This window comes from Micromonospora sp. NPDC018662 (assembly GCF_044391475.1).
GTDB lineage: Bacteria > Actinomycetota > Actinomycetes > Mycobacteriales > Micromonosporaceae > Micromonospora.
Map to the genome: position 1 here is coordinate 1 of NZ_JBISAC010000009.1, position 15,211 is coordinate 15,211.

The 15,211-nt window shown below is 73.6% G+C and carries 11 protein-coding genes; 5 read left to right on the forward strand and 6 right to left on the reverse strand.

All coding sequences use genetic code 11. From position 1 onward, the window contains the following. Positions 1-163: 163 nt before the first annotated feature. From ACH495_RS23430 to ACH495_RS23450, 5 genes are all read right to left on the reverse strand, one after another. A complete protein-coding gene (locus tag ACH495_RS23430) occupies positions 164-1,210 on the reverse strand; it encodes a LacI family DNA-binding transcriptional regulator (RefSeq protein ID WP_396859847.1) in 1,047 nt (348 codons plus the stop codon). 86 nt (positions 1,211-1,296) lie between these two features. After that, the gene (locus tag ACH495_RS23435) at positions 1,297-2,730 is read right to left on the reverse strand and encodes a GH1 family beta-glucosidase (protein ID WP_396859848.1); all 1,434 of its coding nucleotides are present in this window, start codon (positions 2,728-2,730) and stop codon (positions 1,297-1,299) included. After that, the gene (locus ACH495_RS23440; protein WP_343442705.1) at positions 2,727-3,623 is read right to left on the reverse strand and encodes a carbohydrate ABC transporter permease; all 897 of its coding nucleotides are present in this window, start codon (positions 3,621-3,623) and stop codon (positions 2,727-2,729) included. Before ACH495_RS23440 ends, ACH495_RS23435 begins: the two co-directional genes overlap by 4 nt. Positions 3,624-3,633: 10 nt before the next feature. Beyond that, complete coding sequence (locus ACH495_RS23445) at positions 3,634-4,617, reverse strand: carbohydrate ABC transporter permease (protein WP_396859849.1); 984 nt, start codon at positions 4,615-4,617, stop codon at positions 3,634-3,636. Positions 4,618-4,757: 140 nt separating this feature from the next. Then, positions 4,758-6,074 carry an ABC transporter substrate-binding protein gene (locus tag ACH495_RS23450; RefSeq protein WP_396859850.1) on the reverse strand — a complete coding sequence of 439 codons (1,317 nt, stop codon included), beginning with the start codon at positions 6,072-6,074 and terminating at the stop codon, positions 4,758-4,760. 332 nt (positions 6,075-6,406) lie between these two features. On the opposite strand from ACH495_RS23450, the gene ACH495_RS23455 reads away from it, so the two are divergent. Together ACH495_RS23455 and ACH495_RS23460 are read left to right on the forward strand one after the other, a co-directional pair. Continuing rightward, complete coding sequence (locus tag ACH495_RS23455; protein ID WP_396859851.1) at positions 6,407-7,192, forward strand: pyrimidine reductase family protein; 786 nt, start codon at positions 6,407-6,409, stop codon at positions 7,190-7,192. A 357-nt stretch (positions 7,193-7,549) separates the two neighbouring features. Further along, complete coding sequence (locus ACH495_RS23460) at positions 7,550-7,951, forward strand: hypothetical protein (protein ID WP_396859852.1); 402 nt, start codon at positions 7,550-7,552, stop codon at positions 7,949-7,951. A gap of 29 nt (positions 7,952-7,980) precedes the next feature. On the opposite strand, the gene ACH495_RS23465 is transcribed toward ACH495_RS23460, so the two are convergent. Beyond that, positions 7,981-9,612, reverse strand: coding sequence for an alpha/beta hydrolase (locus ACH495_RS23465; protein ID WP_396859853.1), 1,632 nt, complete (start codon positions 9,610-9,612; stop codon positions 7,981-7,983). A gap of 210 nt (positions 9,613-9,822) precedes the next feature. Here ACH495_RS23465 and ACH495_RS23470 point away from each other — a divergent pair, with 210 nt between their 5' ends. From ACH495_RS23470 to ACH495_RS23480, 3 genes are read left to right on the forward strand one after another with little or no spacing between them, the layout of a single operon-like run. Next, positions 9,823-11,571: an ATP-binding protein gene (locus ACH495_RS23470; protein ID WP_281935217.1), complete on the forward strand. Its 1,749-nt coding sequence runs from the start codon at positions 9,823-9,825 to the stop codon at positions 11,569-11,571. Positions 11,572-11,584: 13 nt separating this feature from the next. Next, positions 11,585-12,733, forward strand: a complete 1,149-nt coding sequence (locus tag ACH495_RS23475; RefSeq protein ID WP_396859854.1) for an exonuclease SbcCD subunit D — start codon at positions 11,585-11,587, stop codon at positions 12,731-12,733. Further along, positions 12,733-15,207 carry an AAA family ATPase gene (locus ACH495_RS23480; protein ID WP_396859855.1) on the forward strand — a complete coding sequence of 825 codons (2,475 nt, stop codon included), beginning with the start codon at positions 12,733-12,735 and terminating at the stop codon, positions 15,205-15,207. Before ACH495_RS23475 ends, ACH495_RS23480 begins: the two co-directional genes overlap by 1 nt. Positions 15,208-15,211 lie beyond the last annotated feature (4 nt).

Here is a 15,211-nt window from a genome sequence, read left to right on the forward strand (position 1 = left end):
ACACCCCACCGACCAGCCAGAAAACACCTCACACCACCACGTCAAGACCCCCCGACCAGCACAAACAGGATGAGACAAGCTCACGGAAAGAGTGGTCATCGCGCGCGGAATGACCACTCTTTCCGTGAATCAGCGCGGATCGTGCGGGGTAGCGTGCGGGGCGTCAGGCGGAGGCGCGGTGGATCAGTTGGGTGTTCAGGAGGACGTGGGGGGACGGGACGTCGTCGCCGCGGATGCGGGAGACCAGCAGGCGGGCCATCTGCCGACCCATCTCCTCCACCGGCTGGAACACCGTGGTCAGCGGCGGCTCGGCCTGGCGGGCGATCGGGGCGTCGTCGAAGCCGATCACGGCCACGTCCTCGGGCACCCGGCGACCGGCCTCCCGCAGCGCGCGCAACGCGCCGAAGGCCATCAGGTCGGAGGCGACGAAGACGGCGTCCAGATCCGGGCAGGAGTCCAGCAGCCGGCGCATGGCGGCGGTGCCGCTGCCCTCGCTGAAGTCCCCGTACGCGATCAGCCCGGATTCGACCGCGCCCCCGGCGGCGCGCACCGCCTCCCGGTAGCCGGAGAGCCGGGCCAGGCCGGCGCCCATGTCCTGCGGGCCGGCGATGGTGGCGACCCGCCGCCGCCCCCGGGCGACCAGGTGCTCCACCGCCTGCCGGGCGCCGCCGACGTTGTCCACGTCGACGAACCACGCGGGCTGGGCGTTCGGGTGCAGCATCCGCGCCGGCCGGCCGCCGAGCACCGCGGGCAGGCCGCGCTCCTCCAGCAGCGTGGGCAGCGGGTCCGAGTCGTGCAGCGAGAGCAGGAGTACGCCGTCCACGTGCTGGTTGGTCAGGTGGTGCTCGACCCGCTCCCGCTCGATCGGCGACTGCACCATGGCCAGCCAGAGCTGCATGGGCGTCTCCACCAAACCGGAGCTGACGCCCCGGACGATCGCCGCGAAGAACGGCTCGGTGAAGACCCGCTCCCCCGACTCGGAGACCACCAGGGCCACCGAGTCGGTCCGCTGGGTGACCAGCGCCCGGGCGGCCCGGTTCGGCACGTACCCCAGCTCGGCGATGGCCTGCTGGACGGCCGCCCGGGCCTCCGGACTGACCTGCGGCGAGCCGTTGACCACGCGGGAGACCGTGCCGCGCCCGACGCCGGCGCGGGCCGCGACCGCGTCGAGGGTCGGGCGCCCGAGCGAGCGGGTGCGCTGCGTTGTCATCGTCTGTGCTCCTCCGACGGTCGGGCGGGCCCGGCACCGGTTGAGGCTCCGGCGCCGGGCCACCACCCGTTACTGGCTGGCCCAGCTTATTGTGCGGCCAGGCCGTTGCGTCGGATCACGTCGGCGTACCACCTGGCGCTGGACTTCGCGATCCGGGCCTGGCTGTCGTAGTCGACATAGACCATGCCGAACCGCTTCGTGTAGCCCCAGGCCCACTCGAAGTTGTCCATGAGCGACCAGGCGAAGTAGCCCTTCAGCGGCACCCCGGCCTCGATCGCGGCGTGCGACGCGCGCAGGTGCGCGGCGAAGTAGGCCAGCCGGTCCGGGTCGTCGACCCGGCCGTCGGCCAGCGTGTCGACGAACGCCGAGCCGTTCTCGGTGACGTAGAGCGGCAGGTCGGTGTAGTCCCGGTGGACCCGCTCCAGCGTCTCGGTCAGGCCCGGGGCGTCGATCTCCCAGTCCATGTCCGTCACCGGCACGCCCCGGCTGACGAACCGGACGTCCTCGCTGCCCGGCCAGCAGGACGGCGCCCGCCAGTAGGGCTCCGGCTCCGCCCCCTCGACCGCCGCGGCGACCACGTGCCGGCTGTAGTAGTTGACCCCGACCATGTCCAGCGGCGTGGAGATGGTCGCCAGGTCGCCGTCCCGGACGTGTCCGAGGTCGGTGATGCCCCGCAGGTCGGCGACCAGGTCGGCCGGGTACGCGCCGCGCAGCACCGGGTCCAGGAAGAACCGGTTGGCCAGCGCGTCGATGCGCCGGGCCGCGTCGGCGTCCGCCGCCGACCCGGTGGCCGGGGTGACCGGGTAGAGGTTCACCGTGATGCCCAGCTCCGCCTCCGGGCGGGACGCCCGAACCGCCTGCACGGCCAGGCCGTGCCCGAGCATCAGGTGGTGCCCGGCCCGGACCGCGTCCGCGCCGTCGCTGCGGCCCGGCGCGTGCACGCCGGAGCCGTAGCCGAGGAACGCCGAGCACCACGGCTCGTTCAGCGTGGTGAAGTACTTCACCCGGTCGCCGAGCGCGTCGGCGACCAGTGCCGAGTATTCGGCGAACCGGCCGGCGGTGTCCCGGGCCGGCCAGCCGCCGGCGTCCTCCAGCGGCTGGGGCAGGTCCCAGTGGTAGAGCGTCACCCAGGGCTCGATGCCGTGGCCGAGCAGCTCGTCGACCAGGCGACTGTAGAAGTCCATCCCCTCCTGGTTGATCGCGCCGGTGCCACCCGGCTGCACCCGCGGCCAGGAGACCGAGAAGCGGTACGACCGCAGCCCCAGGTCGGCCATCAGCCGCACGTCGTCCGGCATCCGGTGGTAGTGGTCGCAGGCCACGTCGCCGGTGTGCCCGGCCACCGTCCGACCCTCGGTGTGGCTGAAGGTGTCCCAGATCGACGGCGTACGGCCACCCTCCGCCGCGGCGCCCTCGATCTGGTACGCGGCGGTCGCCGCGCCCCAGAGGAAGCCGGGCGGGAAGGTCAGGGCCGGGCCCTCGTCGAGAACGCCGACGGCGGGCGGGCTGGCTGGGTTGCTCACGACTTGACGGCGCCTTCCATGATGCCGCCGATGATCTGGCGGCCGAACAGAACGAACACGACGAACAGGGGCAGGGTGGCGATCAACGTACCGGCGAAGATCTGCGAGTTGTCGGCGAAGTAGGCGGTGTTGAGGCTGCGCAGCGAGATCTGGACGGTGGGGTTGGACGGGTCGGCCAGCACCACGAACGGCCAGAAGAACTGGTTCCACTGTTCCATGAACGTGAGCAGGCCGAGCACCGCGGCGGCGGGACGCAGCGCGGGCATCACCACGTGCCAGTACACCTTCCAGGTCGAGCAGCCGTCCACCCGGGCGGCCTCGATCAGCTCGTTCGGGACCGCCTGCTCGGCGTACTGGCGCATCATGAAGATCCCGAAGCCGCCGATGAGGAACGGCACGGTCACCGACGGCATGGTGTTCAGCCAGTCGAGCTTCGCCATCAGGATGTAGAGCGGGAGCACGCCGAGCTGGATCGGCACCATCATCGAGGCGAGGATGATCAGCAGCAGCGCGTTCTTGCCCCGGAAGCGGAGCTTGGCGAACGCGAAGCCGGCCAGCGAGCCGAAGAACACCGTGGCGATGGTGATCGTCCCGGAGACCAGGAACGAGTTCATCAGCCCCTTGACGACGTTGGCGTCGCCGTTGGCCAGCACCCGCTCGATGTTCTCGCCGAGCTTGCCGCCGGGCAGGAACGGCGGCGGCCAGGAGTTGGCCGCGTCGTTGGTCCGCGAGGCGATCACGATCATCCAGTAGAACGGGAACAGCGACAGGATCACGCCGAGGACCAGCCCGAACCAGGTGAGCGGGCTGGCCTTCCAGAGCCGCTCGGCCTGGTGGGTGGCCTTGGCCGGCGCGGTCGGCCGGGTGGGCGGACGGAGTGTGGTGGTCGTCATCTCGTCACCTTCACTTGTCGGAGCTGATGCGTCGGGCCAACAGATAGTTGATCGTCGACATCAGTGCGATGAGCACGAAGAGCACGAGCGCGACCGCCCCGGCGTACCCCCACCGGAAGCGCTGGTTCATCACGTCGAGCAGGTACATCGTGATGGTCTGGAACTGGCCCTCGGAGCCGCCGGAGAGACCGCCCGACCCGCTGGTGAACAGCAGCGGCTCGGTGAACAGCTGGAGCCCGCCGATGGTGGAGATGATCAGCGTGAAGATGATCGTGGGACGCAGCTGGGGGACGGTGATCGACCAGAACTGCCGTCGCCGGGACGCGCCGTCGAGCGCGGCGGCCTCGTACATGTCCTTGCTGATCGACTGCATCGCGGCCAGGTAGATCAGCGCGTTGTAGCCGACCCAGCGCCAGTCGACCATGGTGGAGATGGCGAACCAGGAGGCGAAGCGGTTCGCCCGCCAGTCGATCGGGTCCAGGCCGACGCTGTCGAGCAGCCAGTTGACCAGGCCGAAGTCCTTGGCGTAGATCATCGAGAAGATCAGCGCGACCACCGCGGTCGAGGTGATGATCGGCATCGCGATGGCCATCCGGAAGAAGGTCTGCGCGCGCAGCCGCCGGTTCAGCGCGTTGGCCAGCATCAGCGCCAGCATCAGCTGGGGCACGGTGGAGAGCACGAACATGCCGAACGTGTTCACCACCGCGTTCCAGAACTGCGGGTCGTCGGTGATCAGTTCGACGAAGTTGTCCAGCCCCACGAAGGAGATGGTCGAGTTGAGCGGCGAGCGGTCGGTCAACGCGATCCAGACCGTGTACACGATCGGGTACGCGCTGAACACCGCGAAGATCAGGAAGAACGGCAGGACGTACAGGTAGGGCGAGTACTTCAGGTCCAGCTTGGTCGCGGAGGCGGCGCGACGGTGCGCGGCGGGACGGGCGGCGCGCGGCGGACCGGGCTCGGGCGGCGCCGTGGCGTGCAGGTCGAGGCTCATCAGGAGTCCTTCTCCTCGGCCGGCGTCGCCCGCCTCACGGGGGACGCCGGGCTCTGCGGGCACCGCGGGGGGGGGGGGGGGGGGGGGGGCCCCCGGCGCCCCCCCCCCCCCCCCCCCCCCCCGCGGGCGGCTCAGCCGGATCACTTACCGGCGGCCGCACCGTTCTTCAAGGCCGCCTGCCACTGCTCGTCGGCCGACTTGCCCTGCTCCACGGCGCGCAGCGTGTTCTCCACGGCGGTGCGGACCGCGTTGTTCTTCGGGCCGAGGTAGACCGGCTTCAGGTCGGTGGCGCCGGCGGCGAAGATCTTGCCGACCGGGGCCTTGCTGAAGTAGTCGTTGGTCGAGTCGGCCACGGCCGGGTCGGTGAGCGCCTGCGGGTTCGACGGCAGGTTGCCGACCGCCTTGTACGCGCCGATCTGGCCCTTGGCGCTGGTCAGGAACTTGGCCAGTTCCACGGCCTCCTTCTGGTGCTTGCTCGACTTCGGCACGCCGAGGAACGAACCGCCCCAGTTGCCACCGGCGCCGGGGGCCTTGGCGATGTCCCACTTGCCGGCCGCCGCGTCACCAGCCTGACCCTTGATCACACCGGTCATCCACGCCGGGCAGGCGATGGTGGCGAAGGTGCCGTTCTTGAAACCGGCGTTCCACTCGTTGGAGAAGGACTGCAGGTTGTTCGACAGCCCGGCGGCGATCATCTTGGTGGTGAGCTGGTATGCGGCCTGCACGTCCGGGTTCTGGTCGATGACCAGCTTGTTGCTCTTGTCGTAGTACGTGTAGCCGGTGCCCTGGCCCGCGACCTGCATCAGCACCACGTTGTAGAAGTTGGTCGCCGAGTCGACGAACTTGTGCTTCTTGTCGGCGGCGGCGAACTTCTGGCCGGTGGCGATGAACTGGTCCCAGGTCGGCCAGAGCGCGCCGACCTGCTCGCGGTCGGTGGGCAGGCCGGCGGCCTTGAACAGGTCGGTGCGGTAGCACAGCGCCATCGAGCCGACGTCGGTGCCGAGGCCCAGCACCTTGCCGTCGGGCGTGCTGCCCTGCTCCCACTTCCACGGCAGGAAGTTGCCCTTGAGGTCGTTCGCGCCGTGGTCGGCCAGGTTCACGAACTTGTCGGCCTGCGCGTAGAACTGGACGATCGTGCCCTCTTCGAGGGCCACCACGTCACCGGCGCCGGAGCCGGCGGTGATCTGCTGGGTCAGGCGGGTGTTGTAGTCACCGAGACCGAGGCCCTTGCCGCGCTCCTGGATCTTGACGTTGGTGTGCTCGGCCTCGTACTGCTTGTACAGGTCTTCGTAGCCGAAGCCCTGGTCGCCGAAGACGTCGACGACCAGGGTGACCGGGCCGTCGCTGCTGCCGCCGTCGGACGACGAGTCGTCGCTGCAGGCGGTGGCGGTGGCGAGCACCGCGACAGACGCGAGCGCGATGGCCGCGAGCTGTCGGCGGCGAATTGGGACGCTCATCCGAGACCCCTCTTTCGGTGGTGAGGCGAAATATCTCTGTGGTGGGGGGTGCGTTTAGCGCCGGGCCGGAGCGGGCAGGAAAGAGATCCACGCCACTCGCGGGAGCGCTCCCATGAGATTGCCGGCAGGTAACAGGGGTGTCAATAGGCCACTGGGAGCGTTCCCATTTCGTTACCGCGTGCGCTGCGCCGCCCGGACGCGGCATAGGCTGCCAGCATGATCTGCCGAGCCTGCCGGGAACGGCGGCACGACGACTGCCCCGGCCGGACGAGGTGCGACTGCCAGCACCGCGCTTCCCGACCCACCCCTCCGGTCACCGGTCCGGCCGGCGAATGAGCGCCGGCCCGCCGGTCGAACGGATCTGGCCCGTACCCGGGTCCGGTCCGCTGACCGACCCGCAGCTCACCGCGCTCTACGGCCGGGCACCGCGGCCGCACCTGCGGGTGAACTTCGTGGCCAGCGCGGACGGCGCGGTCACCCTGGACGACTACTCCGCCGGGCTCTCCGGCGAACCGGACAAGCGCGTCTTCGGGCTGCTGCGGATGCTCTGCGACGGCCTGCTGGTGGCCGCCGGCACGCTGCGGCACGAGGGCTACCGCGCGGTCCGGCTGAGCGCCGACCGCCGGGCCTGGCGCCGCGCGCACGGCCTCGCCGAGTTCCCGACGCTGGTGGTGGTCTCCGGCTCGCTCGACCTCGACCCGGCCCAGGCCTGCTTCGCCGACGCACCGGTCCGACCGCTGGTGCTCACCCACGGCCACGCCGAACCACCGGCCGGGCTCACCGAGGTGGCCGACCTGATCCGCTGCGGCACCGACCACGTCGACCTGGCCGCCGGCCTGGCCGAGTTGCACCGCCGCGGGCTGGGCCAGGTGCTCTGCGAGGGCGGGCCACACCTGTTCGGCGCGCTCACCGCGGCCGACCTGGTCGACGAACTGTGCCTGACCGTGGCGCCGCTGCTCGCCGGCGCCGGCCCGGGCCGGATCACCGCCGGAACCGGCAGCGCCGCGCGTCACCTGCCGCTGCGGCACGTGCTGGCCGCCGCCGACGGGGTGCTGATGCTGCGCTACGCCCGCGACCCGGGCGACCCGCCGCCCGCCGGAGCCGCCCCCGCCGCCTGACCACCCCGCCCCCGCGCCCCGCCCCACCCCGTGCCCCGCCCCACCCCGGGCCCGCGCGCCCCACCCCGCGCCCCCCGCGCCCCCCGCGCCCCGCGTACCCCGCGCGCCCCGCGCCCCGCGTGCCCCGCGCCCCGCCCCACCCCGTGCCCCGCCCCGCCCCGTGCCGTGCCCGCGCCCCACCCCGCGCCCCGCGCGCCCCGCGCGCCCCGCGCTCGCGCCCCGCGCACTGATTCACGGAAAGAGTCGCTATTTCGCCCGGGATAGCCACGCTTTCCGTGAATCAGCGCGCAAGGGTGGGGGTGGGGGTGGGGTGGGGATTGGGCGCCGGGGGCGGCGGGAGGGGCCTAGCCTGGGGAAATGGGCGTGACGGAGCTGGCCGGGGCGGGCCCGGTCCGCCGGCCGCTGCTCGCCTCCGGGCTGCTCGCCGCCGCCGGGTTGGTGGACGCGGTGTCGGCCTGGGCGCACACCCGGCACGCCCGGTTCGCCGTGGCGACCGCCGACGGCGTCTACCGGGTCGACCTCGGCGCCTGGGCGTGGGCGCACCTCGCGGTCGGGGTGGCGGTCACCGTCGCCGGGCTGGCGGTGCTCACCGGTCGGCGGTGGGCGGTGCCGGTGGCGTGCTGCTGCGTGCTGCCCGCAGTCGTGGTCGACCTGCTGCTCCTGCCGTACGCGCCGGTCCGGGCCGTGCTCGTGGTGGCGCTCGACGGGGCCGCGCTGCGGCTGCTGCTGCGGCACCGCCGGGTGGCGCGCGCCGGCTGACCACCGCCCGGCCGGTACGCGCCGGCTGATCACCGCGGCTGACAGACCTGACCGGTGCGCGCCGGGTCACCCTCCCGCGTGGCCGACCACAGCGGGTTCTGCGTCAGCAGCAGCGACGGCGCCTGCCAGGCCGAGCCGAGGCGCTGGAGCAGGTCGTACTCGCGGCGCGGCCGGTTGATCGGCTCGCCCGCCAGGAACCGGGTCACCTCGTCCTGGACGGACCGGTTGCCGATCAGGCCGCCGTGGAACGCGGGCATCTGGTAGACCGGCACGTGGCTGTACTCCCCGGGCGGCGCCTCGGCGGCGGTCACCGTGGGCAGGAACGCGATCATCCGGACGCCCGGCACCGGGCAGAGCGTGCGGTTGCGATAGAACGGCGCGTCCACCAGGATCGACCGCACGAACGGTTCGTCCGGTTGGTTCTTCACCGGTCGGGGCAGGTCGGCCAGCCAGAACAGCGCCCGCAGTTGCCAGCCGGTGGCCACGCCCCAGCCCTCGTACCCCGGTGGGGGATAGTAGGTGCGGCCGGCGCGCACCAGCGGGCTGAACAGCACCGCCGCGGTCACCGGCCCCCGGGGCAGCTTGTCCAGGTAGGTGCGGATCACCATCGCGCCCTCACTCTGCCCGACCAACGCGATCGGCCGTCCGGTACGCCGGTGCAACGCCCGCACGTGCGCCGCCAGCACGGCGGCGCTGGTGTCCAGCGACTGGTGGGTGGCCTCCGGCCGGTACGGCCGCGGGCGCCCCGAGGCGTCCAGTCCCCGGTAGGAGTACCGCTCGACCCGGGGGTCGGCGGCCGGCTCGCCGTCCCAGCGCGAGTCGTGCCCGCCCAGCACGATCATCGCCTCGGGCACCCGGTCCGGCAGGCGCTGGGACAGGATCGGCGGGCGCCACGACCCCTGCCCGCCGGTGGCGATGCCGATGATCGACTCGGCCCAGACCGCGCCGACCACGGCCAGCGCGATCGCGATCGGCGCGGCCGGGAGGCGGGGCAGGTGGACCCGGGCCGGTCGCACCGCGGCGTCCACGACCCGCAGCCAGAGCGCCCCGTTCGCCGCCCCGGCGAGCGCGGCGACCGGCACCGGCCACCAGCCGGGAACGCTGGAGATCAGCGCGCCGGCCAGGGTGAGCACCGCGAAGTTGAGCGTCGACCAGCCGACCAGCTCGATCGTCGGCAGCCCGCGCCACCAGCGGTCCACCACGCCGGCCCGGGCCAGGAACGGCGCGGTCACCAGCAGTGGACCGAGCGAGGCGAACAGGTACCAGGACAGCGCCACCGCGGAGAAGGCGACGGAGAGCGCGGCCCACGGCGAGACCACCAACGCCGCCACCACGGCGACCACCAGGTTGCGCCGGAGCAGCCGGCGCCCCGACGGCCGGGGCGTGCCGGCCGGCCAGGCCAGCCAGGCGAGCAGCGCGGAGAACAGCCCGCGGAGCACGATCACCGCGAGCAGGCCGAGCCCGAAGCTCCCCCACGAGTCGTGGTAGACCAGCAGCCACCGCAGGTCGTGGTACGAGTCGTACGGCCAGACGGCGGTGACCTGCGGCGCGAGCGCCCGGGCGGCGTGGAACCGCACGGCGACCAGCACCACCTCCTCGACCGCCGGCAGGGCCGCGGCGAGGACGAACAGCCCGACCAGCCGGCCCCGTGTCGACGCCACGTGCCGCTCCCCCGCTCTCCCGGCCTTCCTTGCAGGATCTCGCGCCGGAGGCGCGTCGGGAGCGGAATCGCACGGACCGTGGTCGCCCGGATCCGCCCGGCGACCGGCCGGCGTGGCGTCCGACGCGTCGCATGGCGACCTGTCGCATCCCTCGGGCAGGATGCAGGGCGTGCGCCGCCAACCCGACGACCAGCCGACCGGAGACCGCCGATGACCGACGACCAGCTCGACGGCCCCGGCGAGGGGGTGGGCCGAGTGCTCGGCACCGCCGACGCCACCCCGCTCACCTTCTGGACGGCCGTCGCCCCGGGGAGCTACCTGCAACTCGACGACGTGGTGGTGACCCGACGCGAGCTGCCCGACCGCGAGCCGGTGACCATCGCCGGGGTGGTGACCCAGGTGCGCGCCCGGCACGAGGGGGCGCAGTTCGACTCCGACGTCTTCGCCATCGCCGACGGCACGCTGCCGGCCCAGGTGCAGGAGGCCGCCGAGATCACCACCACCCGGGTCGACCCGGAGTTCTACGTCCCGCCCACCCCGGGCGCGGTGGTGCACCGGGCCGAGGGCGACGCCCGGGCCCGGGCGCTGCACTTCGACCGGATGGAGCGGCGGATCCCGATGGGGATGGGCCGCGACGGCGTGCCGGTCTACCTCAACGCCGACTTCCTCGACGGCACCCGGGGCGCGCACGTCTCCATCTCCGGCATCTCCGGCGTCGCCACCAAGACCAGCTTCGCCACCTTCCTGCTCTACTCGGTGTTCCGCTCCGGCGTGCTCGGTGGCGACGCGGTCAACGCCAAGGCGCTGATCTTCAACGTGAAGGGCGAGGACCTGCTCTTCCTCGACCACCCGAACACCCGGCTCGACGACCCGACCCGCGCGGCGTACGCGAAGCTCGGTCTCGACGCCGGCGCGTTCCCCGACGTGCGGGTGTACGCCCCGCCCCGGGTCGGTGACTCCTCCGGCACGCCGGACGTGAGCAGCCGGCTCACCGGCGTGGACAGCTTCTACTGGACGCTGAGCGAGTTCTGCGCCGACCGGCTGCTGCCCTACGTGTTCGCCGACGCCGACGACGAGCGCCAGCAATACACCATGGTGGTCCACTCGGTCGCCGCCCACCTGGCCCGCTACGCCCAGCCCGCCGACGGCGGGGTGAGCATCGACGGGGTCCGCCTCGGCTCCTACGCCGACCTGGTCGACCACGTGGTCGAGCAGCTCAACGACGACGAGACCCGGGGCGACTGGGCCGGCAGCGCGGTCGGCCTGGGCACTGTCAACGCGTTCGCCCGCCGGCTCATCGGCAGCAAGAAGGACCTGGGCCGGCTGATCCGCGGTGATCTGGCCACCCGCCGCCCGCACTCGATCAACACCGCGGAGAGCGCCCAGGTCACCGTGGTCGACCTGCACAACCTGCCGGACCGCGCGCAGCGCTTCGTGGTCGGCGTGACGCTCAAGAGCGAGTTCGAGCGCAAGGAGAAGGCCGGCACCGCCAAGCCGTTGCTCTTCGTCGTGCTCGACGAGTTGAACAAGTACGCGCCCCGCGAGGGCTCCTCCCCGATCAAGGAGGTGCTGCTCGACATCGCCGAGCGGGGCCGCTCGCTGGGGGTGATCCTGGTCGGCGCGCAACAGACCGCGAGCGAGGTGGAGCGGCGGATCGTCACCAACTCGGCGATCCGGGTGGTCGGCCGGCTCGACCCGGCCGAGGCGTCCCGCCCGGAGTACGGCTTCCTGCCGCCCGCGCAGCGGCAGCGGGCGCTGCTGGCCAAGCCCGGCACCATGTTCGTCAACCAGCCCGACATCCCGGTGCCGCTCTGCCTGGAGTTCCCGTTCCCGGCGTGGGCCACCCGCGTCTCCGAGGCGGGCCGCGCCCCGTCGGAGACGCTACGGTCGATCACGCAGGCCGCCGACCCGTTCGCGGTGGTCGGTTCCGGCACCTCCGACGACGACATCCCGTTCTAGGCGGCGACCCACCATGAAGATCCTGCACACCTCCGACTGGCACGTCGGCAAGGTCCTCAAGGGGCAGTCCCGGGCCGAGGAGCACACGCAGGTCCTCGCCCAGGTGATCGACATCGCCCGCGAGGAGCGGCCCGACCTGGTGATCGTCGCCGGCGACCTCTACGACACCGCCGCGCCCACGCCGGAGGCGACCCGGCTGGTCACCCGCGCGCTGACCGCGCTGCGCCGCACCGGCGCCGACGTGCTGGCGATCGGCGGCAACCACGACAACGGCGCGGCGCTCGACGCGCTGCGCCCGTGGGCCGACGCCGCCGGCATCACGCTGCGCGGCAGCGTCCGGGAGAATCCGGCCGAGCACGTGGTCGACGGGGTGACCCGGGACGGCGAGCGGTGGCAGGTCGCCGCGCTGCCGTTCCTGTCCCAGCGCTACGCGGTCCGCGCGGTGGAGATGTACGCGCTCACCCCGGCCGAGGCCAACCAGACCTACGCCGACCATCTCGGCCGGGTGCTCGGCAAGCTGGCCGAGGGCTTCACCGAGCCGGACCGGGTGCACCTGGTCACCGCGCACCTGACAGTGGTCGGGGCGAGCACCGGCGGCGGCGAGCGGGACGCGCACACCGTGCTCGGCTACGCGGTGCCGGCGACCGTCTTCCCCGGCAACGCGCACTACGTGGCGCTGGGCCACCTGCACCGCTCGCAGCGGGTGATCGGCCCCTGCCCGATCCGCTACAGCGGCAGCCCGCTCGCTGTCGACTTCGGCGAGCAGGAGAACGTCGGCTCGGTGACGATCGTGGAGGTCACCGCCACCACCGCTGCCCGGGTCCGGGAGGTGCCGGTGCCCGGCGCGGTGCCGCTGCGCACGGTGCGGGGCACGCTGGCGCAGCTCGCCGAGATCGAGCCGCCCGACGGCTGGCTGCGGGTCTTCGTCCGGGAGCAGCCCCGGGCCGGGCTGCGCGAGGAGGTGCAGGAGCTGCTCCCCCGGGCGTTGGAGATCCGGATCGACCCGGAGCTGATGCCGGCGCCGGGCAGCGGCACCCGCACGGCCCAGCGGGCCGGCCGCTCGCCGCGCGAGCTGTTCGCCGACTACCTGGGCAGCCGCGGGCACGCCGACGACGGCGTGCGGGAACTCTTCGACGAGTTGCTCGAGGAGGTGGAGCACTGATGCGGCCGATACGGCTGGACATGGCCGGCTTCACCGTGTTCCGCGAGGAGACCACCGTCGACTTCACCGACGCCGACTTCTTCGCGCTGGTCGGGCCGACCGGATCGGGCAAGTCGACGGTGCTCGACGCGATCTGCTTCGCGCTCTACGGCACGGTGCCGCGCTGGGGCGGCGCGCGGGGGCTGGCGAACGCGCTGGCGCCGTCCGCCACCGAGGCGCGGGTCCGGCTGGTCTTCGAGTCCGCCGGCGACCGGTACGTCGCCACCCGGGTGGTCCGGCGCGACGGCCGGGGCACGGTGAAGACGGCCAACGCCGGGCTCCAGCTCATGCCGCAGGGCTTCGACGTCACCAAGCTGGACACCGGGCTCAGCCCGGAGGATCTGGGCGACGTGGTGGCGGGCACGCCGGCCGAGATGGAGCAGGCCGTGCTCGACGCGGTCGGGCTGCCGTACGAGCAGTTCACCTCCTGCGTGGTGCTGCCACAGGGGCAGTTCGCCGACTTCCTGCACGCCAAGCCGGCCACCCGCCAGCAGATCCTGGTGAACCTGCTCGGGCTGGGTGTCTACGAGGGCGTGCAGAAGAAGGCGGTCGAGCGCGCCGGGCAGGCCGAGGCGAAGCTGGAGACGGTCGACAAGGTGCTCGGCGGTCTCGCCGACGTGGACGACGCGCGGCTGGCCGACGCCCGGGGCCGGGTCGAGGCGGTGCGGGAGCTGGCCGGGGCGGTCGCGGCGGCCGTACCGGAGTTGGAGCGGGCCCGGGCCACGGCCGGTGAGCGGGCCGCGGCGCTGGCCGCGCTCGACGCCGAGCTGGGCGTGCTGGCCGGGGTCCGGCCGCCGGACGGCACCGCCGAGCTGGCCCGCGCGGTGGCCGCGGCCCGGGTGGCGGTCGACGAGGCGACCGCGGCGGTCGGGCTGGCCGAGGAGCGGGAGGAGAAGCTGCGCGGCGAGCTGGCGGCGGCCGGCGACGAGAGCGCGCTGCGCCTGCTGCTGCGGGCGTACGCCGACCGGGAGCGGTTGACCGGCGAGGCGGCGACGGTCCGCGCGACGGCCGACGCGGCGCGGGCCGAGCACGACGCCGCGGTCGCGGCGCTGCACACGGCGCGGGCCGCCGCCGAGCGGGCCGAGGTCGAGCTGGAGGCGGCGTTCCGGGCGCACGAGGAGGCCAAGGCCGCCGACCAGGCGGTGGCGCTGCGGGCGCACCTGGTCGGCGGGGCGCCCTGCCCGGTGTGCGAGCAGGTGGTCACCGCCGTGCCGGCGATGCCGAAGGGTTCGGCGGTGAGCCGGGCGATCGCGGCCGGCAAGGCGGCGCGGACGGCCAGCGAGGCCGCCAAGCGGGTGGTGGCCGAGCGCGACGCCGCCGCCCGTGACCTGGACCGGGTGCTGCTGCGGGTCCGGACCGAGCAGGACGGGCTCGCCGCCCGGTTGGCCGAGCTGGACGGGCAGCTCGCGGGCGCCGCCGCGCCGGAGGCGCTGCGCGGGACTCTGGCCGAGCACGCCCGGCTGCGGGCCGCGCTTGACGAGGCGGGCGGCGCGGTGCGGGCCGGCCGGGAGGCCGCCCGGCGGGCGCGGGGCACGCTCGACGGCGCGCAGGACCGGCTGCGCCGGGCGTGGCGCGACTTCGACGCGGTGCGGGACGGGCTGGCCCGGTTCGGCCCGCCGGCCGCCGACCGGGACGACGTGGCGGTGGCCTGGGCGGCGCTGGCCGGGTGGGCGGGCGAGCAGGCCGACCGGCGGCGGGCCGACCGGGGCGGGCGGGCCGACGCGGTGGACGCGGCCCAGCGGGCGGCGGCCGAGGTGTCCGACCGGATCGGCGCGTTGTTCGCCGCCGCCGGGCTGGACGCGCCGGACGATCCGCTGCGCGACGCCGCCGTGGCGGTGGAGCGGGCCGAGGCGGAGCTGCGCCGGCTCACCGAGCGCCGCGAGCAGGCGGCCGAGCTGCGCGAGCAGCGGGCCGGCCACGAGCGGCAGGCGCGGGTGGCCCGCGCGCTCGCCGGCCACCTGCGGGCCAACAACTTCGAGCGCTGGCTGCTCACCGAGGCGCTGGACCTGCTGGTCGACGGCGCGTCGCGGATCCTGCGGGAGCTGTCCGGCGGGCAGTACGACCTGATGCACGACAAGGGCGAGTTCTTCGTGGTCGACCACCACGACGCCGGGTTGCGGCGCGGGGTGCGGACGCTGTCCGGCGGGGAGACGTTCCAGGCGTCACTGGCGCTGGCGCTGGCGTTGTCGGAGCAGTTGGCGGGCATGTCGACGAGCGCGGCGAGCCTGGAGTCGATCGTGCTGGACGAGGGTTTCGGCACGCTCGACGCGGCCACGCTGGACACGGTCGCGGCCACGCTGGAGAACCTGGCCGCCCGGGGGGACCGGATGGTCGGGGTGGTCACCCACGTGCCGGCGCTGGCCGAACGGATCCCGGTCCGCTTCGAGGTCCGCAAGGACGCCCGCACGGCCCGCATCGAGCGGACCGGCCTGTGAGCGC

Excerpts from the sequence above, each read along its gene's own strand:
- ACH495_RS23430 (WP_396859847.1), bottom strand. The coding sequence starts at position 1,210 with ATGACAACGCAGCGCACCCGCTCGCTCGGGCGCCCGACCCTCGACGCG.
- ACH495_RS23455 (WP_396859851.1), top strand. The coding sequence starts at position 6,407 with ATGAGCGCCGGCCCGCCGGTCGAACGGATCTGGCCCGTACCCGGGTCC.
- ACH495_RS23440 (WP_343442705.1), bottom strand. The coding sequence starts at position 3,623 with ATGACGACCACCACACTCCGTCCGCCCACCCGGCCGACCGCGCCGGCC.
- ACH495_RS23460 (WP_396859852.1), top strand. The coding sequence starts at position 7,550 with ATGGGCGTGACGGAGCTGGCCGGGGCGGGCCCGGTCCGCCGGCCGCTG.
- ACH495_RS23470 (WP_281935217.1), top strand. The coding sequence starts at position 9,823 with ATGACCGACGACCAGCTCGACGGCCCCGGCGAGGGGGTGGGCCGAGTG.
- ACH495_RS23450 (WP_396859850.1), bottom strand. The coding sequence starts at position 6,074 with ATGAGCGTCCCAATTCGCCGCCGACAGCTCGCGGCCATCGCGCTCGCG.
- ACH495_RS23445 (WP_396859849.1), bottom strand. The coding sequence starts at position 4,617 with ATGAGCCTCGACCTGCACGCCACGGCGCCGCCCGAGCCCGGTCCGCCG.
- ACH495_RS23480 (WP_396859855.1), top strand. The coding sequence starts at position 12,733 with ATGCGGCCGATACGGCTGGACATGGCCGGCTTCACCGTGTTCCGCGAG.
- ACH495_RS23475 (WP_396859854.1), top strand. The coding sequence starts at position 11,585 with ATGAAGATCCTGCACACCTCCGACTGGCACGTCGGCAAGGTCCTCAAG.